Here is a 22,381-nt window from a genome sequence, read left to right as displayed (position 1 = left end):
TGTCCGCGAGCCGCGGCAGCACCGATCGGCGGAGCCCGTCGCTCCCGCCGCTGCGGACATAGGTCATGGCCGCCAGATGGCACCAGAGGACGAAGCCGGTCGTCACGCAGCGCCGCGCCGTTGCCCGCACGACGGGCACGCCCGCCCGGACGGCGTCCCGCTCGTCCAGGCCGGGTTCCGGCAGCAGGCCTTGTCGGCCCAGTTCCCGCAAATAATCGCCGGGATAGAAAGCTTCCTCGTCAATTCGCTTCACGTGCGGCTTCAGATGCCGGTCCGCAATCCCGTCGATCCGGCTGAGACGATCTTGCCCGATCATGTCACAACTCCCCCATCGCCGGTGAGCCGGCTGGTGGCGCGCGGGTCGCTTACGCGTCGGCGGACAGCTTCGTAATGGAGTCTATCGGCGTCCGCACCGCTTCCCTCGCCCGCTTCACCGCCGACTCATCGGGTGCTTTGTAGAAACAGAGACATTTCGTCATATCCTCGCACACATACGTCCGGGAAAATTCAACCTCGGGAACTTCGGAGTAATACACGCTGTTCGTCTTCTTCCGTTCGAGATACTGCTCCATCGTCAATCCTTCCGGTATGTTCCACTCGACCAGATAGTTCACGTCCCGGGCGTCCACGTCGCTGCGGACGTCCTTGCCGATCAGCCGGACCGGCTTGATGAGCGCGATCGGCACGTTCGCCCCGCGGAACGCTTCGGCCACCTCCGTCCGGCTCTCGCCTTCCAGAATGAAGAACGCCCGCGTATGATCCGCCGCGGCCTGCACTTCGATCAAGCGCACGCCGCGCGCCTCCGCCGCCGATTGCAATTCGCTGACGACCGCCTGGAATTTCGTCCGATCGACCGCCCCGAGCACCGATTCGACCAGAAACAAGGTCATGACGATCACTCCTGTGCATGGAATGTGCAGCTTTATGCAAAAGCCGCCAGAGGTTATTATATTACATCAAGTATATTATTACAACCTAATAAAGTTTGTGTTATACTGATAGGGAGATACCGGTTTTGAAAGGGGCCCCCGTATGAACGAACGATACAATTTGCCTTGCAATATCGCCCAGACACTGAATCTGATCGGAGACCGCTGGACGCTGCTCATCCTGCACGAAATTTTCGCCGGCAGCCACTCTTTCAACCAGATCAAGCGCAACCTTCAGGGGCTGTCCTCGCGGCTCTTGTCCGAACGGCTCCGCTGCCTCGAAGAGGCCGGGCTGCTCGCCGCGGAGCTGTATTCCGCGCATCCGCCCCGCTACCATTACACGCTGACGGAGAGCGGCAAGGCGCTCGAGCCCGTCTTCAACGCCCTCATCCTGTGGGGCCGGCACCATCTGAAGCGCTGCTACAAAAAGCTCGTGCACGCCGAATGCGGCCATGAGGTGCAAATCGCCTACTACTGCGAGCATTGCGGCACGAACGTCGGAGACGTTGCGGCGGTGCCGATCGAAGAGGCCGATCTCGCGGAAGCTTCCGAAGCCTGACGGCCGGATGCGAGCCTGAAGGACGCGAGCCTGTCAGCCGGACGCGGATCTGAAGGCCGGTCGCGAGCCTGTCTGCCGGACGCGGGTCTGAAGGCCGGACGCGAGCCTGACATCCGGACGCGATTCTGACGGTCGACATGCGCCTAACGGCCGGACGCGCCCCAATGCCGGCCGACCCAGGACTCGAACAGACCGACGAGCCGGTCCAGCAGCAGGCCGAACAGGCCGATGCAGACGATGCCGGACATGACGAGGTCGAGCCGGAGCGTGTTGCGGCTGTCCACGATCAGGTAGCCGAGTCCGGACTGCGCGCCGACCATCTCGCCGGACACGAGGAAAATCCACGACGTGCCGATCGCGATGTGCAGCCCGTTCGCGATCGTCGGGAACGCGGACGGCAGCACGATCCGGGTGACGAACGCCGAGCGCTTCATCTCGAGATTGCGCGCCAGCTTCACATGGATCGGATCGACCTTGCGCATGCCGGACACGGTCGACAGCAGAACCGGGAAGAACGCCGCGAGAAAAATGATGACGATCGCGGGCGTGTTGCCGATCCCGAACCAGAGCACGATGAACGGCGACCAGGCGATCGGGGATACGGGACGGATCACCTGCACGATCGGATCGATCGTCTTCCATACGCGCGGAAGCTGCCCCAGCAGCAGCCCGAGGCCGACCGCCGCGGCGGACGCGGTCACGTATCCCGCGGCGAACCGGAAGAGGCTGATGCGCATATGCCCGGCGAGCGTGCCGTCCGTGACGAGCTCGGCGATGCCCCGGGCGACGCTGCCCGGCGGCGGGAACAGCGACGCGTCGTAGCCGCCGATGACGAATACGGTCTGCCAGACGGCGATCAAGAGCAGAACGCCCAGCGCGACGTATCCCGCCCGCTTCATGACGCTCCCGCCGCCGCGTCAATGAACGAATTGTCGACGAAATCTCCGAACGTCGGCGGATTCTCGGACAGCCCCATCTCCCTGAGATAGACGCGCAGCCGCTCGTAGGACTCCTCGTCCAGCCGCAGTTCGTCGTAGGCGATCCATTGCAGCGACAACTCCAGCACCTTGTCGTCGACGTTCATGTATTTTTTCAGCACCGCGCGTTCGTCCTCGCTCTTGTGCTCGGCCTTCCGCCCGGCTTCCAGATACGCGTTTACGAATGCCTGCGCCAGCTCCCGGTCCTTCCCGATGAAGGCGTCCCGCAGCACGAGACCGCAATCCACCGAGTTTTCCCAAATCTCCCCCGACTGGTAGAGCACCTTGCCCTTGCCGGCGACGACTGAGATGGCGCCGAACGGCTCGGCGACGACGTATCCCGCGATTCTTCCCTCGGACAGCGCCGCGGGCATTTCCGCCGGCGCCAGCTCCACCGCCTGCACATCCGAATAGGCCATGCCGGCGTTCTTGAGCATCTGGTACAGCAGAATGTTGTGCGTCGAGAACCGGCTCGGAATCGCGAACGGCTTGCCCTTCAGGTCCTCGGTCTTTCCGATGTCGTTCGCGACGACGAGCACATTGCCGTCCTTGTGGCCCAGCGCCACGGCTTTCAGCCCGATCCCCTGCTCCTTCGCCTTCATCGCGAGCTCGATCAGCACGGATGCGCCGTCGATGTTGCCCGTGTTCAGCGCGTGCATCAGATCCGGCCAAGAGCCGAACTTGATCAGTTCGAGCGTAAACGGCCAGTCGCTTTCCTCTTCGAACGCGTCCGCGATATAGAGCGGCGCGGCATGCGTAATCGGCAGATAGCCGATCTTGATGACGGGCTTTTCGCCCGATCCGCCGGTTCCGGCCGCGCCGGCCGACGACGGGCGGTTCTCTTTCGCGCCGCTGCAGGCGGTAATCGTGGACAGCATCAATATGAAAATGGCCAAAGTCCGAAAAAGCGGACGTTGCGGCATCGCGTAACCCCTCCTAGATGGCAAACTCCGTCTGGATTTCCTGTCCCGACAGATGGAACAGATCGTAAATGACCTTGCGGTAATGCTGGAATTGCGGACTGCCCCGGTCGCGCGGCTTGTAATCCGGAATGCGGATCTCCCGGCGGATGCGGCCGGGCCCGGAGACCATGACGAGAATCCGGTCCGCGAGAAACACGGCCTCGTCGATGTCGTGCGTGACCAGCACGACGGTTTGCTTCTCGCTTTCCTGCAGGCGCAGCAGCTCGTTCTGCAGCGCGTAGCGGTTGAACGTGTCCAGCGCGCCGAACGGCTCGTCCATCAGGAGCACTTTGGGCCTTACGGCGAGCGCGCGCGCCAGCGCGACGCGCTGCTGCATGCCGCCCGAGAGCTGGTGCGGGAAATGGTCGATCCGGTCGGACAGTCCGACCCGCTCGATATATTCCTCCGCCCTCCGCCTGCGCTCGCCGGCGGTCAGGCCGGTCCGCTCGAGCCCGATCTCCACATTTTTGCGGACGGTGCGCCACGGCAGCAGCCCATATTGTTGAAAAATCATGACACAGTTGCGCGACGGACCGTCGACCGGCTTGCCCTCGAACAGCACGGTTCCTTCGTCCGGCCGCTCGAACCCGCCGAGCAGATTGAGCAGCGTGCTCTTCCCGCAGCCGCTCGGCCCGAGAATCGCGACGATTTCGCCCCGCTCCACCCCGAACGTCACGTCATGCAGCACTTTCTCGGACACTTTTGCGTTCTTGTAGCTTTTGCCGACGCGTTCGACCTGAAATATCGGGTCCACATCCTTCCTCCCTTGTGCGTGCTTCAAGTCGTCTTGTCAGCACTTAAATTTCATTAATCCAATATAATTAGTAGGCTTAAAGGTTATTTTAATATACTTGATTAATTTTTACAATCAAAAATTTGCGGACGGCGCTCTTTCGAATTTGGTTGCGGGCGCGCGTTCTGGTAGAGTAGAGACATGGGCGAAAGCGTTCACAGGAGAGACGGAGCGGCGGAATCGTGCTCAAGATGAAGGTTGGCGAAACGGCGGAATGATTTTTTGATCGGAAGAAAACGTCTGACCAATTGATGAGGCGCGCGGAGCCGGGCAGGAGCGGCTGTAACGTGGATACCACGCTACAGAAGCGCGCAGAGCCGAGAAGGAGCGGCTGTAACGCGGATACCACGTTACAGAAGCGCGCAGAGCCGAGAAGGAGCGGCTGTAACGTGGATACCACGCTACAGAAGCGCGCGGAGCCGAGAAGGAGCGGCTGTAACGCGGATACCACGCTACAGAAGCGGTTGTAACGCGGAGATATGAGGCGAAACTAACGGTCCTGTATGTTAATGGGTCATTCGTAAAAAAACACAAGGATCTCGAAGCGTCAGAGAGGAGAGGTGCAGACCATGAAAATCGCGCGATTCGTGCCATTGGCGGAGCCGGCGTCCCCCGCCCGCTTCGGCGTCCTGGAAGAAGGCCTGCTCAGGGAACTGTCCGGCGGACTGTTCGACCCGCCCGCGTTCACCGGCCGCCGGTTCGGGCTTGCGGACGTCCGCCTGCTCGCGCCGGTCATGCCGCGCCATATCATCGGCATCGGCAAAAACTTCACCGCGCCGGGCGAGCCGAAACCGCCCGAACCCGACATGCCGATCCTGTTCTTCAAACCGCTCGGCACCGTGATCGGTCCCGGCGATCCGATCATGCTGCCGAACGGGGCGAATCGGGTGAAGTTCGAGTCCGAGGTGGCGGTCGTCATCGGGCGGACCGCACGCCGGATTCGTCCGGAGGATGCGGACGGCGTCATCTTCGGCTGCACCGTCGCGAACGATGTCAGCGCGCTGGACCTGTTCCACCCCGAGGGGCATTGGACGATTGGCAAGGCGTGCGACACGTTCTGTCCGCTCGGGCCGGTCATCGACACGGCGTTCGACTGGCGCTCGGCGCGCATCCGCGCCTCGGTGAACGGCGTGCCGAAGCAGGACGGCGCGATGGCGGACATCATCATGCCGATCGACCGGCTGATCGCCTGCATCAGCGGCTTCATGACCCTCATGCCCGGCGACGTCATCCTGACCGGCACGCCGGCGGGCGCCGACTGGGTCGGCGCGGGCGATGTCGTTACCTGCGCGGTCGACGGGCTCGGCGAGCTGACGAATCCGGTCGCGGCGCCGGCGTGACCGGACACCGCCCCGGGCGCGGCGTGGCTTACGGCCTGACGCCCTTCAGCACCTGCGCGCCCTCGAAGTGGGAGTCGAGCACGACCACCGTCCGGCAGCCGATCAGCCCCGGCTCCGCGACCAGCTCGTTCGTCACCGTCGCGCTGAGCACGAAGCCGCTGTCCGCCACCATCGGCTCATCCCGGCCGTATTCGATCGCGTCATCGTGCATATCCCCGAGAAGCTGCTCCGGATCGACCAGCAAGGACGTATAGATCGTCGCCGTCGGCAGGAAATAGGCCGCCAGGAAGAACGGCCGGTCGGCCGGATAGCCCCCGAAGCAGAGACGTTCGCCGTAGAATCGGAGCACCGTGCCGACAAGCAGCGGCAGGAAGCCTTCGGGAAGCTCCAGGTGTTCGACTTGTTTGACATCAACCGAAATCCAGGAATCCTGTCGCATGGTGTTCATTCCTTCCGTGAGCCGCTCGAATATCCCGGGCAGATTCGGGCAACGATGGTGCTGAAAACCTTAAATGTCGTCAAAAAAACTGAAAAATCTCCAAGATTTCGAATCGCCATGGTCTGGCAGCCTTATACAGGTTCACTATAATGGAAGTGATGCAACAGCCGCAAGCATTCTCCGGCCCGCCTGTCATCAGGCTTTCCGCAGCCGAAAGGGAGAATGGCATTGAAACGCAAACCGTCCATTCTGGCGCAGCTCACGATCGGTTTCACGGCGATTCTGCTCTTCGTCATGTCGGCGACGGCAACGGTGACCTACGTGCAGACGTCGCGCTCGTCGTTGAATCAGACCGCCAGGCTGCTGCTGGACTCCATCACCCATCTGAGCGGCAAGCTGGACGCCAATCTGATCGAATATGACAAAATGACGCAGGTGCTGGCGTTCAACGAGGTCGTGCAGAAACATTTGTCCGCCCGCACGAATCCGGGGAGCTACAACGAAGAGCTGATCCGCGTCATGAACGCGAGCAACCGGACGAGCGGACACGAATCGAATATCATGATCCTTGACCGCTACGGATCCAGCTACCTGGCCAACGCTTCGATGGACTTCCTCTGGCGGTCGCTGGAAACCGTGCAGAAACAGCCCTGGTACGACGAAATGGAGCAATACAAGGGACGCATGCTCTGGTTCTCCGGACTCGTCTGGGTGGGCGGCGCCCAGCCGGCCGTGATCGGTGCGCGGAGCCTCAACAATATCGAGACGCTCGAGAACATCGGCATGATCGTGTTCGCCTATCCCGCGATCACGCTGGAGAAGACGATCGGCCAGATGAATCTCGGCAAGAACGGCAAAGTCCAGGTCGTCGACTCGTTCGGCCGCGTCGTCTATTCGACCGTATGGGACGACGTGGGCACGCCTGCGCCGAGCGTGCTGCTGGAGCAGGTGCGCAAAGTGCCGAGCGACATGATTACGCTGAACACGGAAGACGGGCCCGCCTACATCTCCTATGCGTATTCCGAATACAGCGGCTGGACGGTGCTGGCCTACATCGACCGCAGCGAAGTGTACGAGGGCGTGTCGCGCCTGCAGCGCACCATCCTCTGGATCAGCTTCATCGGCCTGTCCGTCGGCATTCTGTTCATCACCTTCTATTCCTGGACGCTCGTCAGACCGATCCGCTTCCTGGCGAAACGGATCGAGCGGATCGACGAAGGCCATCTGCTGCCGGTGAAGCGCCAGCTCTGGAATGCGGAAGTGTCGGGGCTGTACGACAGCTTCAACCGCATGCTCGCGCGGCTGCAGCAGACGATCCGCGATCTGACGGACAAGCAGGTCAGCGAGCGGCAGGCGCAGTTCGTCGCGCTGCGCGCCCAGTTCCGCCCGCACTTCCTGTACAATACGCTGAACACGATCTACTGGACGCTGGAAGGCAAGCGCGACGCCGCGGCGGCCGCCGAGATGGTGCAGCTGCTCAGCGAGCTCTTGCGCTACAGCATACAGCCGGGCTCGGAGATGACGACGGTCCGCGAGGACGTCGCCCAGCTCAGACGGTACATCACCCTGCAGAAATACCGCTACGGCGAGCGGCTCGATGTCGAGCTGGACATCGACGAGGAACTGCTCGATTGCCGGTGCATGAAGCTGCTCCTGCAGCCGATCGTCGAGAACGCGATGACCCACGGGCTGGAAGGCGTCAAGCGGGATCAATGGAAAATCCGCATCCGCATTCAGCGCGACGGGCGGGACATGGTGCTGACCGTGGACGACAACGGCATCGGCATGAGCGAACGCGAGATGAAGGAGATTCTGTCCGAAGACGCGCCGCAGCGGAACAAGCCGCTGCACACCGGCATCGGTCTGCCGAATCTGCAGGAGAGAATCCAATACATCTATGGCCGCAGCTACGGGATCACCTTGTCCGGCAACGAATGGGGCGGCCTGCGCGTGACGATCCGCATTCCGATCGATCCGGACGCCGGCAGCGGCAAGGAGGTGCCGTGAGATGACACCGCATGGACAACCCAGACGCGGCGGACCGCGCCGGACATGGCCGCTTCTCGCGCTGGCCGCGCTGCTCGTCCTCGCCTCATGCGCGGAGGGCGGCATGATCGTCAGCCACGGCGCCCGCAGCGCGGACCAGGGGCCGGACTCGCTCGTCATCTGGCTGTGGCCCGGTTCCGGCTACGAGCCGTTCATTTCACAGTATAACGAGGAGCATGACGACGTGCAGGTCGAGGTCGTCCGGTTCGACTCCCAGGATCTGCACGCCAATCTCCAGACCGCGTTTGCAGCCGGCTACGGCGCGCCGGATGTCGTCATGATCGACCTCAGCTACATGGAGCGCTTCAAACGGTTCCCGTCCTACTTCTACAATCTGCGGGAGCTCGCGTCCGAACCGCTCGACGGGCGGTATCTGGCGTGGAACTGGCAGCAGGCGGCCAGCCCGGACGGCTCGTTCATCTACGCCCTGCCCGCGTCCATCGGGCCGATGACGATGCTGTTCCGCGTCAGCCTGTACGGGCAGGCCGGGTTGCCGCTGGACCGGGGCGAACTGGCCGAATCGCTGCCGGACTGGGATTCGTTCCTGAAGAGCGGCATCTCACTCCGCAACCGGACGGGCAAACCGATGATCGACAACATCGGCACGCTCTACCGCGCCATCCTCGGCCAGGCCGAGGTGCAGTACTTCGACCCCGAGACCGGCGCCTTCATCGGCGACACCAACCCGGCGGTGCGCGAAGCCTGGGGCTACGCCGTCGCCGCGAAGGTGAACGGCCTGTCCGCCGGCCTGCAGACGGGCTCGACCGAGTGGGCCGTCGGCATGGAGCAGGGACATTTCGCGACGCTGCTCGCACCCGCCTGGATGCTCAGCTACGTGACGGAGAACTCTCCCGGCGCGGTCCGCCAATGGAACATGACGCGGCTGCCCGGCGGAGCGGCGAACTGGGGCGGATGGTTCTTCGCCGTTCCGCGGGAGAGCCGCCATCCGGACAAGGCCTGGGAACTGATCCGCTGGCTGACCGATGAACAGCGGCAGCTCGAACTTTTCCGGGAGCAAAATATTTTTCCGTCGCTCACAACTTTGTACGACTATACCGATATTAGGAATAAACGGGACGGGTTTTTCATGGGCGCTCCGGTAGGCCAGCTGCTGAGCGAGGCTGCGCTTGCGGTCCGGCCGGTCTACGCGGGCGCCCAACAGCCGCTGGTCGAGGAGATCATGGAATCGGCGCTGCAGAAAGTCGAGAACGGACTGCTGAGCGGCGACCGGGCGTGGGAAGACGCCATGCGGCAGATCCGCACGGAACTTGCGGCGCGATAAGCCGCCGGCACGACGACAGAAGGAGGATTGACCGATGCGGATTCTGATCGTGGATGACGAATCCGGCGTCCGTCAGATGATGGCGGACACGGTGCGCCGATTCGACGACAGTTACGAAGTGGAAGAAGCGGAAGAAGGCGAAGAGGCGCTGCGCATGCTGGACGAATCGTTCGACCTGGTCATCACCGACATCCGGATGCCCGGCATGGACGGAGTGGAGCTGGCGTCCCGCATCCGCGAACGTTATCCCGACATTATCATTTTCATGCTCACCGGCTACGCGGAATTCGAGTACGCCCGGGCGGCGATCCGCTCGAACGTCTCCGAATATTTGCTCAAGCCGGTATCCGTGCAGGCGCTTCGCGAAGCGATCGCCAAGGCCGCCGATACGGTACGGGGACGCAAGGAAGCGGAGCGGATCAGCCGGCTGCGGGAAATGGCCCTGCTGGAGAAAAGGGTGCAGGATCTGCTCTACGAACTGCCCCTCCCCTACTACGACGAGTGGATGTTCCCGGAATACGACGCCGTCGGCGTCCTCAGCTTCGTCATCGAGGACGCGGAAGAAGGCGGCACGATCCGCTTCGCCGTCAAGAACGTGCTGGGCGATGTGCTGAGCGGCTTCGGCGTTCCTCTCGTGTTCGTCGAAGGCAGCCATCTGACCTGCGTCCTGTTCCTGAAGGACGGCCACGCTTCGCCGGAGGACATCGCCTCGCGCTGCGCGGACGCGGTCCGCGCCACCTTAAGGCGGACGATCCGGGCCGGGATCGGCGGCGTGGCGAAACAGCTGTCGGAAGTGAGCGGCCTCTACTGGCGCAGCCTGAAGCAGCTCGGCATCGACCGTCCGGCCGTGCCGATCGCGGGCGACGGGACGGAACAAGGAACGGACGGCATGCTTGAGCCGCGCGGCGAGATGCACCATCTGATCCGCCAGACGATTCACATTCTGGAGACGGAATACGATCAGGACATTACGCTGTCCGGCCTCGCCGAACGATTGTATCTCAATCCGAACTACCTCAGCACCCTGTTCAAGAACGAGACGGGCACCACATTCACGCAGGCGCTGCTCCGCATCCGGATGGAGAAGGCGAAGGAGCTGCTCCGCACGACGAAGCTGAAAATTTACGAGGTCGGCAGCCGGGTCGGCTACGCCGATTCCGCGCATTTCAGCCGGGTGTTCAAAAACCACGAGAACATGAGCCCTTACGAGTACAGAGAAAAATATGCGCAGGCCTGACGCCTGTTCACACATCCGCTCCTTGTAACCGGGGTGGTCGGTTGCGGCGCACGGGTTCGCAGACGGAGGTCCACGTGCCGTCCCTACGGATCTGGTGCATTTCTGCACCAGAATGGGTGCACTCCATGCATGCTCTCCCACATCTGGTGCATTTCTGCACCAGAATGGGGGCACTCCGCGCATGCCCTCCCGCATCTGGTGCATTTCTGCACCAGAATAGGGGGATTTCGCGCCAACCCTCCCGCATCTGGTGCATTTCTGCACCAGAATGGGGGTACTCCATGCCTGCCCTCCCGCATCTGGTGCATTTCTGCACCAGAATGGAGGCGCTCCGCGCCTGCCCTCCGCATCTGGTGCATTTCTGCACCAGAATGGAGGCGCTCCGCGCCTGCCCTCCGCATCTGGTGCATTTCTGCACCAGAATGGGGGAGCTCCGCGCATGCCCTCCAGCATCTGGTGCATTTCTGCACCAGAATGGGGTATTTCGCGCCAACCCTCCCGCATCTGGTGCATTTCTGCACCAGATGAAGGCACTCCATGCCTGCCCTCCCGCATCTGGTGCATTTCTGCACCAGAATGGAGGCGCTCCGCGCATTGCCTCCGCACAAACGGGCCTCCGCTTGAAGATTGTCCCTCAAGCGGAAGCCCGTTTCAATTATCCCGCCACACCGCCTCGGGCAGACCGAGGAGCGTGCGCCGCAGCGCGCGCCACGACGCCTCCAGCACCCGCTGCAGCCGCCACGCCGCGCCTCCGGCGGCCATGACGACGATGCCGTGCCGCCAGGTGCGGGAGGCGCCGGCGATGCACTCGCCGGGCATGGCCCCGGCCGCGCGTTCGACCGCCTCGCGCACCGCATCCAGATGGCCGCCGTCCAGACGGTCGGAGAAGCAGTACAGCAACCCGACATGCGTGCAGTCTTCCCAGGCGCCCGGCGCGGCGATCCGCTGCTTCGCCGGCTCGACGAGCTGCCGGCTGCGGAAGATCAGCTCCCCGCCGTATCGGACGGACAGCGCCGCATCGTATCTGCGGAACGCGAACTTCTCCCCGCGCCCGGTGCGGCCCGGGCAGATGATCTCGGAAGACAGCCAGACGGCGCCCGGCGCAAGATCGACCTCGGTGCGCGAGGCGAACTCGGCGTCCCGGTACAGCATGAGCGGTTCCATCATCGACTGAATACACGCGCCTTCATGCAGCGCGAACCGCTGCGTCAGCACCGCGCCGCGGCCGGGCGCGGACGGATGGATGCGCGTGTGTCCCTGATTCGTCAGGCAGACGCGCGCGCCCGTCTCCGCCGTCCACGCCATCTCGTAACGGTCGCCGGCGAGCATGCCGGGCGACGCGTCCATGACGATGACGGCCAGTTCGTGCGGGCGGCCGAATGCCTTCGCGATTTTGAGCGGCGCGGTATGCATCCTCGAGACAAGAGCGGTGCGTCCGCCCCGGACGGCGAAGGCGGCCTCGAGGCGCGCCTGCACGGAGGCCGGCGCCGGCGGCAGCCCGGCGTCCGGCGCCCCCGCCGCATGCGGCCTCCCCGCAGCGAGCGCCGCGCCGTCAATGCGTATGCTGGATGCCGCGGGCATGCTGCAGCTCATGTTCCAGCCAGTTCACGACCGTCTGGAGCCCTTCGCCGCCGTACAGCAGATTGGTGAACACATAGGGCCGTCCGCCCCGCATACGCCGCGTATCTTCCTCCATCACCCTGAGGCTCGCGCCGACATGCTCGGCAAGGTCGATCTTGTTGATGACGAGCAGGTCGGAACGCATGATGCCCGGACCGCCTTTGCGGGGAATTTTTTCGCCCTGCGCCACGTCGATGATATAGATGAACCGGTCCGCCAGTTCCGGACTGAACGCCGCCGCCAGATTGTCGCCGCCGCTCTCGATCAGGATGAAATCCAGGTCCGGGAACCGGCTTTCCAGATCCTCGATCGCCTCGAAGTTCATCGAGGCGTCCTCCCGGATCGCCGTGTGCGGGCAGCCGCCCGTCTCGATGCCGATGATCCGCTCCTCGGGCAGGCAGCCGGTTTTCACGAGAATGCGCGCGTCTTCCGCCGTATAGATATCGTTCGTGATGACGGCGATGCTGTAGCGGTCCCGCATCGCCTTCGCAATGCGCTCGACGAGCGCCGTCTTGCCCGAACCTACAGGCCCGCCGATGCCGATCCGCATCGGGCGGTCCGCCGGCACGGCCGGCGTCTCCCAGTCATGATGGTGATGATGCCCCTGTCCTTGACACATGGAAATCCCTTCCTCTCAGTAAATGATGATTCGGCGCCATCGCTACGACATGAACAGCCGGGAATACAGCGTCTCATGACGCATCGCCATCAGCTCCGCGAGCGGCGTATTGCCGTACGCGTCTTCGGGCGCGAGATCATGAGTTTGCTCCGCGGCTTCGGCGATAAGCGGGATGAGCCGGGCGATGATCGCCTGCCCTTCCGTCTGGCCGATCGCCATGAGCCGCAGCGCGCTGTTCACGCAAGTCACAAGACTGCCGTACAAAAACCCCTGCACCGCCTGATGAAGCGGAAAACCGAGGCGTCGGCACAGAAACCCGAAGACGAGCGGATGCGTGGCCAGGCAGCGGCCGCTCCGGAAGGCCTCTTCCAGCGGCGACAGATCGATTCCCGGATGGACGCTGGCCGCGAGGCGGAGCAGCCGGCGCCCCATCTTCTCGACCGCCGTCCGCGACTCCGCCGCCGCCCGCTGGAGATGGACGAGCCGCTCGATGCGCCACGCCCGCTCCCAGTCGTCCCGCGGACATGCATACACCGCCTTCACGACCATTGCGTCGAGCGTCGCCCAGCTCTGCAGCAGCATCGTCTCCGCGTAGCGCTCAAGATCGTCCGGCGTCCGGATCCGGCCTTCCTGCACCATCGTTTCCAGGCCGAACGAATGCGAGAACCCGCCGATCGGCAGCGCGGAATCGAGCAGCTGCTGCAGCATCAGCCACGACACGTCCGCCCGGGCCCGCGTCTTCCCGGATGCCGGCAACGCTCCGACGCCTGCCGGACGATCCGGAGCATCCGCCACAGCCATCACCTCCTTGCCGTCTCAGAACAGGAAATACCGCTGCGCCATCGGCAGCACGGCAGCCGGCTCGCACGTGCACGGCTCCCCGTCGACGGTCACCTTGTACGTCTCGGGATCGACTTCGATCCGCGGCGTCGCGTCGTTCAGCACCATATCCTTCTTGCCGATGTTCCGGCAGCCCTTCACCGGCTCCACCCGCTTCGTCAGGCCCAGCTTCTCCGCGATGCCTTGGGTATAGGCCGCCTGCGACACGAACGTGATCGATGTCGCGGCGCGCGCCTTGCCGAACGCGGCGAACATCGGCCGGCCGAATACCGGCTGCGGCGTCGGAATCGACGCGTTCGGATCGCCCATCTGCGCCCAGGCGATGGCCCCGCCCTTCAGCACGAGATCCGGCTTCACGCCGAAGAACATCGGATTCCAGATGACGAGATCGGCGAACTTGCCCGGCTCGACGGAACCGACCAGATGCGCGATGCCGTGCGTGATCGCCGGATTGATCGTGTATTTCGCGATGTAGCGCCGGATGCGGAAGTTGTCGCTCTCCGTATCCGGGGCAAGCGGTCCGCGCTGGCGTTTCATTTTGTCCGCGGTCTGCCAGGTGCGGAGGATGACTTCCCCGACCCGCCCCATCGCCTGCGAGTCGGAGCTGATCATGCTGAACACGCCGAGGTCGTGGAGAATGTCTTCCGCCGCGATCGTCTCCGGCCGGATGCGCGAATCGGCGAAGGCGACATCCTCGGGAATCCGGCTGTCGAGATGGTGGCAGACCATCAGCATGTCGAGATGCTCGTCGATCGTGTTCACCGTGAACGGCCGGGTCGGATTCGTCGACGACGGCAGCACGTTCGGGAAAGATGCCGCGCGGATGATGTCCGGCGCATGGCCGCCGCCCGCGCCCTCCGTATGGTACGTGTGGATCGTACGGCCGGCGATCGCGGCCAGCGTATCCTCCACGAACCCCGATTCGTTCAGCGTGTCGGTGTGGATCGCGACCTGCACATCGTGCAGATCCGCCGCGCGCAGGCACGCATCGATCGCCGCCGGCGTCGTCCCCCAGTCCTCGTGCAGCTTCAGCCCGATCGCGCCCGCTTCGATCTGCTCGATGAGCGGCTCGACGAACGAGGCGTTCCCTTTGCCGGTGAAGCCGAGGTTCATCGGGAACGCCTCGGCCGCCTCCAGCATGCGGGCGATGTGCCAGGCGCCCGGCGTGCACGTCGTCGCGTTCGTGCCGGTGGCCGGCCCGGTGCCGCCGCCGATCATCGTCGTAATGCCGGAGGCGAGCGCCGTCTCGATCTGCTGCGGGCTGATGAAATGCACATGCGAATCGATGCCGCCCGCGGTGACGATGCGGCCTTCGCCCGCGATCACTTCGGTGGAAGCGCCGACGATCAGGTTCGGGTCGACGCCGTCCATCAGGTCGGGGTTGCCGCCTTTGCCGATCCCGACGATCAGGCCGTCCTTGATGCCGATGTCGGCTTTCACGATGCCCCAATGGTCGATGATGACCGCGTTCGTGATGATCGTGTCGAGCACGCCGTCATCGCGCCGCGCCCGGCTCGACTGCCCCATGCCGTCGCGGATCACCTTGCCGCCGCCGAACTTGCACTCGTCGCCGTAGACGGTGTAGTCCCGTTCGATCTCGGCCCACAGCTCCGTATCCGCCAGCCGGATCGCATCGCCCGTCGTCGGGCCGAACATGCCGGCGTAGCTTTCGCGGTCCATCCGGCTCACCGCGGTCCCCCCTTCCACGCTTCAAGCCGCTCCCGCACCTCTGAGGGCACGGCGCCGGGAGCTGCCTCGCCCCGCGTCAGCCCGTTCAGGCCGAAGACAATGCGGGCGCCGCCGATCACGGTCAGGACGACCGGCTTCTCTTCGCCCGGCTCGAACCGGACCGCCGTTCCGGCCGGAATGTCCAGCCGCATGCCGAACGCCGCTTCGCGGTCGAAGACCAGGGCGCGGTTCACTTCGAAGAAATGAAAATGCGAACCGACCTGCACGGGACGGTCGCCCGTATTGACGACGATCATCTCCTTGCGCGGCCTTCCCGCGTTCAGCTCGATTTCGCCTTCCGCCGTCCGGTATTCGCCTGGTATCATGTGCGGCATCTCTCCTTCCTCATTTGCCGGACGGATCGCCGCCCGGCCGGGTTATTCGGCGATCGGATGGTGGACGGTGACCAGCTTGGTGCCGTCCGGAAATGTCGCCTCGATCTGCACTTCCTGAATCATCTCCGGCACGCCCTCCATCACCTGATCCCGGCGCAGGATGCGAGTGCCGTACGCCATCAGCTCGGCGACCGTCTTGCCGTCGCGTGCGCCCTCGAGGATTTCGGACGTGATGAGCGCCACGCTTTCCGGATAGTTCAGCTTGACGCCGCGCGCCAGTCTGCGCCTTGCGAGATCGGCAGCAACGGTGATCATCAGCCGCTCCTTCTCCCTCTCCGTCAGCAGCATGCGTACATCTCTCCCTGCCATCCAGTTAAATGTTCGGTTTCCTAACATGATTATAACGATAAAACTTAGATTTCGCAATTTAATGTTAGTTTTTATTACATTTAATTTAATTGTCTTGCCCTATCTTGGGAGAACATGGTACGTTGCTGATATGCAGGTTCTGCAGTAGGAGGAGGTTAAGGATGAAGGACCAGGGCATCCGCCGTTTGACGGCAGAAGAAAAGGACGAGAGCATCAAGCTGTCCGCTTTCGCGTTTCAGTTCAGCCTCACGCCGGAAGTATGGGAGCAGCGCCGCAGGACGCTGAATCCGGACCATGTCTGGGGGTATTTCATCGACGGGCGGCTGGCCGCCAAGGCCGCCGTCCTTCCGATGCGGATCTGGCTGAACGGACGCAGCATCCCGATGGGCGGCGTTGCGGGCGTCGCCACATGGCCGGAATACCGCAGGCAGGGGCTCATCCGGCAGCTGCTGCAGCACGCCTTGGGCGCAATGCGCGAAGAAGGCGTGGCCGTATCGTTCCTGCACCCGTTCTACATCCCGTTTTACCGCAAGTTCGGATGGGAAGTCGTCGCGGACGCCGTCACGCTCGAGTTTCCGCCGGCGAAGTGCGAAGGATTTGCGATGCGCGGCGCCATGCGGCGGATCGAGCAGCCGATGGAGGAACTGGAACTGCTCAGGGGGCTGTACGGGCGGTATGCCGCGCGGTTCAACACCATGCTTGACCGCGAGGCGGAGTGGTGGGAGCATCGGGTGCTCGCGCACGAACGCCTCTGCTACTGCTACGTGGATGCATCCGGGGAACCGCAGGGATACATGCTGTTCACGCTGAAGGACCGGCTCATGCACATCGCGGAGTGGGTTTGCCTGAGCCGCGAAGCGCGGGACGGCATGCTCGCGTTCATCGCAAACCACGATTCCATGGCGGACAAGGTGGAGCTGAAGCGTTCGGCGAACGACCGGCTGCCTTTTCTCCTGAACGATCCCCGGATCACGCAGATGCGGAAGCCGCACGTCATGGGCCGCATCGTCGACGCGCAGCGATTCGTCCGGGAATATGCGTTCCTTCCGGGCGCCGGTCCGACCCGGATCAAGCTTCGCATCGCGGACGAGTCCGCACCCTGGAACGACGGCGAATTCCTGCTCGCCATCGACGCGGACGGACGCGGGAGCCTGACGCCGGCGCATGCCGGTTCTGACGGTGCGGACGCGCCGTCGCTGGCGTGCCACATCCGCGCGCTGTCGGCGGTGCTCCTCGGCGACCTGCGCCCCGTGCATCTGTATGAGGACGGCTTGCTCACCGGCGAAGCGGCAGCCGCGGAAGCGCTTGAAGCGCGCGTCCCGATGACACCGACGGATCTGATCGATTTCTTCTAAAAAAAGATATGGGCATCGAAACGAGGCGAGGAGTTCCCGCTTCGTTTTGTTTGCGGCCCGCGCGGCGACGGGCTCAATCTGGTGCATTTTTGCACCACATCGGCCAACCCTCGTGGGCTGCCGGCTCAATCTGGTGCATTTTTGCACCACATCGGCCAACTCTCGAGGACTGCCGGCCAATCTGGTGCATTTTTGCACCATATCGGCCAACCCCCAAGCGCAATCGGCCCAATCTGGTGCATTTTTGCACCACAACGGCCAACCCTCAAGCCCAATCGGCCCAATCTGGTGCATTTTTGCACCACATCTGCCCCCGCGCCACTCATGCAGCATCCGCGAGTCCGCCGCAGCCCCGCGTCCGCCCGCCCTGTTTTACTGGTCAAGCAAACGGCGGATATGGTACACTAAATTAGATAGTTCCCGGCGTTTTGCACGGATCCGTCTCAGAATCGGAAAGGGGAAATCGCAGTTGACCACAGGCAAAATGAGATCCGACATGATCAAGCGCGGCTTCGACCGCGCCCCGCACCGCAGCTTGCTGCGCGCCGCGGGGGTCAAGGAAGAAGACTTCGACAAGCCGTTCATCGCGGTCTGCAACTCGTACATCGACATCATTCCGGGCCACGTCCATCTGCAGGAATTCGGCAAGCTGGTCAAGGAAGCGATCCGCGAAGCCGGCGGCGTCCCGTTCGAGTTCAACACGATCGGTGTGGACGACGGCATCGCGATGGGCCATATCGGCATGCGCTACTCCCTCGCCAGCCGGGAGCTCATCGCCGACTCGGTCGAGACGGTCGTGAACGCCCACTGGTTCGACGGCATGGTGTGCATTCCGAACTGCGACAAGATTACGCCGGGCATGATGATGGCGGCGCTGCGCATCAACATCCCGACGATCTTCGTCAGCGGCGGTCCGATGAAGGCCGGCAAGACGTCCGACGGCCGGTCGATCTCGCTGTCGAGCGTGTTCGAAGGCGTCGGCGCCTACCAATCCGGCAAAATCGACGAGAAGGGCCTGCGGGAACTCGAAATGTACGGCTGCCCGTCGTGCGGCTCCTGCTCCGGCATGTTCACCGCGAACTCGATGAACTGCCTCGCCGAAGCGCTCGGCCTCGCGCTGCCCGGCAACGGCACGATCCTGGCCGTCTCGCCGGAACGCCGAGAGTTCGTGAAGCAATCGGCGCGCCAGCTGATGGAGCTGATCAAACGCGACATCAAGCCTCGCGACATCGTCACCAAGGAAGCGATCGACAATGCGTTCGCCCTCGACATGGCGATGGGCGGCTCGACGAACACCGTGCTGCACACGCTCGCGATCGCGCGCGAAGCGGGCATCGACTACCCGATTTCGCGCATCAACGAAGTGGCGGAGCGCGTGCCGCATCTCGCGAAGATCGCGCCCGCATCGGATTACCACATCGAAGACGTGCATGAAGCCGGCGGCGTATCGGCCATCCTGAACGAGCTGCTCAAGAAGCCCGGCGCGATCCACGGAGAATGCATTACGGTCACCGGCAAGACGCTCCGCGAGAACGTCGAAGGCTGCGAGATCAAGGACAAGAACGTGATCCGTCCGCTGGACAATCCCCACAGCGAGCGCGGCGGCCTCGCCATCCTGTTCGGCAACCTGGCGCCGGAAGGCGCGGTCATCAAAGTCGGCGCGGTCGACCCTTCGGTCGGCGGCTACCACAAAGGCCCGGCCATCTGCTTCGATTCGCAGGATGAAGCGCTCGCCGGCATCGCGTCCGGCAAGGTGAAGGAAGGTCATGTCGTCATCATCCGTTACGAAGGGCCGAAGGGCGGCCCCGGCATGCCGGAGATGCTGGCGCCCACTTCGCAGATCGTCGGCATGGGCCTCGGCGCCAAGGTCGGCCTCGTGACGGACGGACGGTTCTCCGGCGCGTCCCGAGGCATCAGCATCGGCCACGTCTCGCCGGAAGCGGCGGAGGGCGGCCCGATCGCGTTCGTCCGCGACGGCGACATCATCGAGCTTGACCTGAACAACCGCACGATGAACGTGCTGATCAGCGACGAAGAGATGGAGAAGCGGCGCAAGGAATGGCCCGGCTTCCAGTCGAAGATTTCGGGCGGCTACCTCGCGCGGTATTCGCATCTTGTCACGAACGCCAGCATGGGCGCCGTGCTCAAAATCTAATGAACAGAGAAAAGGGCTGTTCCGTCAGATCCCCCATGGTGCGGGATCCGGGAACAGCCCCTTCTTTTTGCCGCGATTACTGCTGCAGCGTCTTGCCGCCCGTCAGGACGGCTGCCGCCGGGCCGTCGGCCGGCAACGCGCTCGCCGCGGCCGGATCGAGCGCGTCGGACGCATCCGGCTGCGGACGGCCGGACGCGCTGCCGTATCGTCTCAGGAACTCGGTCAAAGATATCGCCATGATGCGCGGGTAGAACTGCGCATTCTTGTCTCTCAGCAGTTCCCCTCCGCTCGGGTGCAGCACCCGGATCAGCAGCCGGAGATACCGGGTCGTGAAGAACCGGAACGCCCCCCGGGGCAGATCCAGCACGCTGAACCCGAACGCCTCCGGGCCGCGGTGGATCATGCTGATGCCGTACAGCCCCTTGACGTCGCGGAGATCCGCTCTGCTCTCCAGATGCCGCGCCAGCGCCGGCAGCGCCTTCTCCGTCTCGCGGATCAGGAAGATCGCGACTTTCATGAGCGAACGCGAATTCTCCAGCAATTGCCGAAGCTTCGCATTATCGAAATGCAGTTCGACGATCTTGTCGTTCGGCCGGATGACGGCGCCGTCGTCCAGCACGAGCTCGCCGCCGCGATACGGGCGGATGCGGTAATGAAGCAGCGAGCCGTCGCCGACATCGACAATCCGGAACAGCACGTTGAAGCAGCGCTCCCATGCCATCCAGCATGCCGTCACCGTCCGTTTGAACCATCCCGGCTTCCGCCCGGCCTTCTCGCGGGCGCGGTTCTTATCCGTCACGGCGATCATCTCCCCGATCGTCACAAATCGATAGCCCCGCTCGCTTCCCCGCTGCAAATACACTTCCAGCGCCTGCAGCATCTGTTCCGGCGCGTCTTCGTCCGCTCCGAACGTTCTGCCGCAGTCGTGCAGGAGCAGCACTTCGCCCGGGCTCAGCTTCTTCATCATCCGCGCCGTCAGCCGCTCGGCGCCGACGCGCTTCCGCCAGTCGCCGAACATGGCCGACCACAGAATGATCTGCAGATAGCCGAGATTCGCGAAATCGAACAGATTGACGATGCCCCACGGCGGACGATAGTAAACCGGCTTCACACCCGTCGCCTGTTCGATTATTCCGCTCGTGCGGGCGATCTGTTTCTTCACCGTGCCGGGGCGCATGAGCCAGTTCGTCTTGTGCACATAATTATGAATGCCGATGTCATGTCCTTCCTCCGCCATCCGCCTGAGCAGTTCGGGGTGCTGCTCGGCGTGGACGCCGACGACGAAGAACGTGGCCTTGGCCCCGTATTTGCGCAGCAAGTCCAGAAGGCGCGGCGTGTACACCGGGTCCGGCCCGTCGTCGAATGTAAGCGCGATCTCTTCGCGGGCTCGTCCGCGCTTGAACACGCGGAATCCGAACGTCCGGCTGATGAACCCTGGCAGAAAAGCATAGAACGTCAGGAAGTAGAATCCCCACAGCAGCACATTCTCCATGCGAACGTTTCCCCACCATCCCAAATGAACGCCGCGCCGGTTTCGCTTCCGGCGTCATCTTCATCTTGTTTATTGTATCACAATTGCTAAAAAAATAGGCGGCTTCTCCAAAACTATAGTAAAATCAGGATGTCCCTTTTTTGCGCCACCAATCTTTCGAAGGGGAGTCGATATGATCACGTTCTACAAACGCTACTGGCGGACGGCGTTCGATATCGCACTCATCGCGCTTACCGTATGGGTCATCATGTACGTCTTCAGTTTTCTGTACAAAATCGCCGCTCCCGTCTTCATGTCCTTCCTGATCTTCGCCTGCATCGAGCCGCTGGCGAAACGGCTGAACCGGATCGGCATCAAGAAAGCGATCGCTTCCGCCATCAGCGTCCTGTTCTTCACATTGGTCATCCTCGGGGCATTTATCGGCGCGGGCGTGCTGCTCACTTACGAGATTATGGAATTCGTCGACCGGCTGCCCGATTACCAGACGATCTTCACGGAAGAAGCGACCTACTGGATCGCCTGGCTCCAAAGCCGGATCGACCTGCTCCCGGAAGGCGTCGTGCAGCAGTCGCAGAGCATCATCAATTCGATTACGGGCTGGGGGCAGCGGGTCGCGACGCAGATTCTGGTCGGATTCGTCAACTTTCTCTCGTCCCTCAGCACGTTCGTGTTCAATTTCGGCATCGGCATCATTCTCGCGTATTTTCTGAGCATCGAGATCGACATGTGGAAGAAGCTGGCCCGCGAAAAAACGCCCAACACGTTCAAGACGGCGTTCTACTTCCTGAAAGACAACGTGCTGGCCGGCATCGTCGGGTATCTGAAATCGCAGTTCATCCTCGTCTCGATCACCTTCGTGGTCATTCTGACCGCCCTGATGCTGCTCGGCGTGAACAATGCCTTCACGATCGCTGCGCTGTCGGCCATCGCGGACATTCTGCCGCTGCTCGGCGTCACGACCGTATTCGCGCCATGGATCATCTACCTGTTCATCGTCGGGCAGACGCAGCTTGCGATCTGGCTGACCGTCATCCTCGGCGTCGTCCTGCTGACCCGCCAGATTCTCGAGCCGAAGATCACGGGCGGAACGCTCGGCGTATCCGCCTACACGATGCTCGTCTGCATGCTGGTCTCGCTGTCGCTCTTCGGCGTGGCCGGCGTCATCCTGTCGCCGGTGCTCGTCATCCTGATCAAGCAGCTGCACGCGCAGGGCTATCTGCGCCGCTGGATCCGGCCGCCGCTCGATTACGACAATCCGCCCGCGGATCCGCCCGCAGGCTCGCCCAACGCAACCTGACCCGGCA

The 22,381-nt window shown here is 63.1% G+C and carries 21 protein-coding genes; 8 read left to right on the top strand and 13 right to left on the bottom strand.

Annotated features, from left to right (window positions below):
- Both KJQ12_RS17285 and KJQ12_RS17280 read right to left on the bottom strand, forming a co-directional pair.
- A partial coding sequence (locus tag KJQ12_RS17285; protein WP_213486421.1) for an acyl-CoA dehydrogenase family protein occupies positions 1-316 on the bottom strand: 316 nt, incomplete at its 3' end.
- A gap of 49 nt (positions 317-365) precedes the next feature.
- Positions 366-890, bottom strand: coding sequence for a DUF4242 domain-containing protein (locus KJQ12_RS17280; RefSeq protein ID WP_213486420.1), 525 nt, complete (start codon positions 888-890; stop codon positions 366-368).
- Between the two features lie 142 nt (positions 891-1,032).
- Here KJQ12_RS17280 and KJQ12_RS17275 point away from each other — a divergent pair, with 142 nt between their 5' ends.
- Positions 1,033-1,488 carry a winged helix-turn-helix transcriptional regulator gene (locus KJQ12_RS17275; RefSeq protein WP_213486417.1) on the top strand — a complete coding sequence of 152 codons (456 nt, stop codon included), beginning with the start codon at positions 1,033-1,035 and terminating at the stop codon, positions 1,486-1,488.
- A 143-nt stretch (positions 1,489-1,631) separates the two neighbouring features.
- Here KJQ12_RS17275 and KJQ12_RS17270 read toward each other — a convergent pair whose 3' ends face one another.
- The 3 genes from KJQ12_RS17270 to KJQ12_RS17260 are packed head-to-tail and all read right to left on the bottom strand — an operon-like array spanning position 1,632 to position 4,181.
- Positions 1,632-2,387 carry an ABC transporter permease gene (locus KJQ12_RS17270; protein ID WP_213486416.1) on the bottom strand — a complete coding sequence of 252 codons (756 nt, stop codon included), beginning with the start codon at positions 2,385-2,387 and terminating at the stop codon, positions 1,632-1,634.
- Positions 2,384-3,388, bottom strand: a complete 1,005-nt coding sequence (locus KJQ12_RS17265) for an ABC transporter substrate-binding protein (RefSeq protein ID WP_213486414.1) — start codon at positions 3,386-3,388, stop codon at positions 2,384-2,386. The genes KJQ12_RS17270 and KJQ12_RS17265 overlap by 4 nt, the downstream gene beginning before the upstream one ends.
- A gap of 13 nt (positions 3,389-3,401) precedes the next feature.
- On the bottom strand, positions 3,402-4,181 hold the full coding sequence (locus KJQ12_RS17260; RefSeq protein WP_213486412.1) for an ABC transporter ATP-binding protein: 780 nt from the start codon (positions 4,179-4,181) through the stop codon (positions 3,402-3,404).
- A 608-nt stretch (positions 4,182-4,789) separates the two neighbouring features.
- On the opposite strand from KJQ12_RS17260, the gene KJQ12_RS17255 reads away from it, so the two are divergent.
- Positions 4,790-5,560, top strand: coding sequence for a fumarylacetoacetate hydrolase family protein (locus tag KJQ12_RS17255; RefSeq protein ID WP_213486410.1), 771 nt, complete (start codon positions 4,790-4,792; stop codon positions 5,558-5,560).
- Between the two features lie 28 nt (positions 5,561-5,588).
- Here the strand turns inward: KJQ12_RS17255 and KJQ12_RS17250 are convergent, their stop codons facing one another.
- Complete coding sequence (locus KJQ12_RS17250; protein WP_213486408.1) at positions 5,589-5,999, bottom strand: hypothetical protein; 411 nt, start codon at positions 5,997-5,999, stop codon at positions 5,589-5,591.
- 228 nt (positions 6,000-6,227) lie between these two features.
- Here KJQ12_RS17250 and KJQ12_RS17245 point away from each other — a divergent pair, with 228 nt between their 5' ends.
- From KJQ12_RS17245 to KJQ12_RS17235, 3 genes are read left to right on the top strand one after another with little or no spacing between them, the layout of a single operon-like run.
- Complete coding sequence (locus tag KJQ12_RS17245) at positions 6,228-8,006, top strand: sensor histidine kinase (RefSeq protein ID WP_213486406.1); 1,779 nt, start codon at positions 6,228-6,230, stop codon at positions 8,004-8,006.
- Position 8,007: 1 nt separating this feature from the next.
- Positions 8,008-9,327: an ABC transporter substrate-binding protein gene (locus KJQ12_RS17240; RefSeq protein ID WP_213486404.1), complete on the top strand. Its 1,320-nt coding sequence runs from the start codon at positions 8,008-8,010 to the stop codon at positions 9,325-9,327.
- Positions 9,328-9,361: 34 nt separating this feature from the next.
- Complete coding sequence (locus KJQ12_RS17235; protein ID WP_213486402.1) at positions 9,362-10,564, top strand: response regulator transcription factor; 1,203 nt, start codon at positions 9,362-9,364, stop codon at positions 10,562-10,564.
- A 651-nt stretch (positions 10,565-11,215) separates the two neighbouring features.
- Here KJQ12_RS17235 and KJQ12_RS17230 read toward each other — a convergent pair.
- Genes KJQ12_RS17230 through KJQ12_RS17205 form a run of 6 tightly spaced genes read right to left on the bottom strand, consistent with a single transcriptional unit; the run spans position 11,216 to position 16,054 of the window.
- Positions 11,216-12,145 (bottom strand): urease accessory protein UreD, encoded by a 930-nt coding sequence (locus KJQ12_RS17230; protein ID WP_213486400.1) that lies wholly within the window; start codon positions 12,143-12,145, stop codon positions 11,216-11,218.
- A complete protein-coding gene (ureG, locus tag KJQ12_RS17225) occupies positions 12,117-12,803 on the bottom strand; it encodes an urease accessory protein UreG (RefSeq protein WP_213486398.1) in 687 nt (228 codons plus the stop codon). Before ureG ends, KJQ12_RS17230 begins: the two co-directional genes overlap by 29 nt.
- A gap of 42 nt (positions 12,804-12,845) precedes the next feature.
- Positions 12,846-13,604 carry an urease accessory protein UreF gene (locus KJQ12_RS17220; RefSeq protein WP_213486396.1) on the bottom strand — a complete coding sequence of 253 codons (759 nt, stop codon included), beginning with the start codon at positions 13,602-13,604 and terminating at the stop codon, positions 12,846-12,848.
- Positions 13,605-13,619: 15 nt separating this feature from the next.
- The gene (gene ureC / locus KJQ12_RS17215; RefSeq protein WP_213486394.1) at positions 13,620-15,332 is read right to left on the bottom strand and encodes an urease subunit alpha; all 1,713 of its coding nucleotides are present in this window, start codon (positions 15,330-15,332) and stop codon (positions 13,620-13,622) included.
- Positions 15,329-15,697, bottom strand: coding sequence for an urease subunit beta (locus KJQ12_RS17210; protein ID WP_213486393.1), 369 nt, complete (start codon positions 15,695-15,697; stop codon positions 15,329-15,331). Before KJQ12_RS17210 ends, ureC begins: the two co-directional genes overlap by 4 nt.
- 51 nt (positions 15,698-15,748) lie before the next feature.
- A complete protein-coding gene (locus tag KJQ12_RS17205; RefSeq protein ID WP_213486381.1) occupies positions 15,749-16,054 on the bottom strand; it encodes an urease subunit gamma in 306 nt (101 codons plus the stop codon).
- A gap of 182 nt (positions 16,055-16,236) precedes the next feature.
- On the opposite strand from KJQ12_RS17205, the gene KJQ12_RS17200 reads away from it, so the two are divergent.
- Both KJQ12_RS17200 and ilvD read left to right on the top strand, forming a co-directional pair.
- Positions 16,237-17,430 carry a GNAT family N-acetyltransferase gene (locus KJQ12_RS17200; RefSeq protein ID WP_213486378.1) on the top strand — a complete coding sequence of 398 codons (1,194 nt, stop codon included), beginning with the start codon at positions 16,237-16,239 and terminating at the stop codon, positions 17,428-17,430.
- 484 nt (positions 17,431-17,914) lie between these two features.
- The gene (gene ilvD / locus KJQ12_RS17195) at positions 17,915-19,585 is read left to right on the top strand and encodes a dihydroxy-acid dehydratase (RefSeq protein ID WP_213486474.1); all 1,671 of its coding nucleotides are present in this window, start codon (positions 17,915-17,917) and stop codon (positions 19,583-19,585) included.
- 76 nt (positions 19,586-19,661) lie between these two features.
- Here ilvD and KJQ12_RS17190 read toward each other — a convergent pair whose 3' ends face one another.
- Positions 19,662-21,077, bottom strand: coding sequence for a polysaccharide deacetylase family protein (locus tag KJQ12_RS17190; RefSeq protein ID WP_213486376.1), 1,416 nt, complete (start codon positions 21,075-21,077; stop codon positions 19,662-19,664).
- Between the two features lie 172 nt (positions 21,078-21,249).
- On the opposite strand from KJQ12_RS17190, the gene KJQ12_RS17185 reads away from it, so the two are divergent.
- Positions 21,250-22,374 carry an AI-2E family transporter gene (locus KJQ12_RS17185; protein WP_213486374.1) on the top strand — a complete coding sequence of 375 codons (1,125 nt, stop codon included), beginning with the start codon at positions 21,250-21,252 and terminating at the stop codon, positions 22,372-22,374.
- Positions 22,375-22,381 lie beyond the last annotated feature (7 nt).

Source organism: Thermobacillus xylanilyticus, assembly GCF_907165215.1.
GTDB classification, from domain to species: Bacteria; Bacillota; Bacilli; order Paenibacillales; family Paenibacillaceae; genus Thermobacillus; species Thermobacillus xylanilyticus.
Note: the sequence above shows the minus strand (reverse complement) of the source record. Positions and strands in the feature narration are given on the sequence as shown.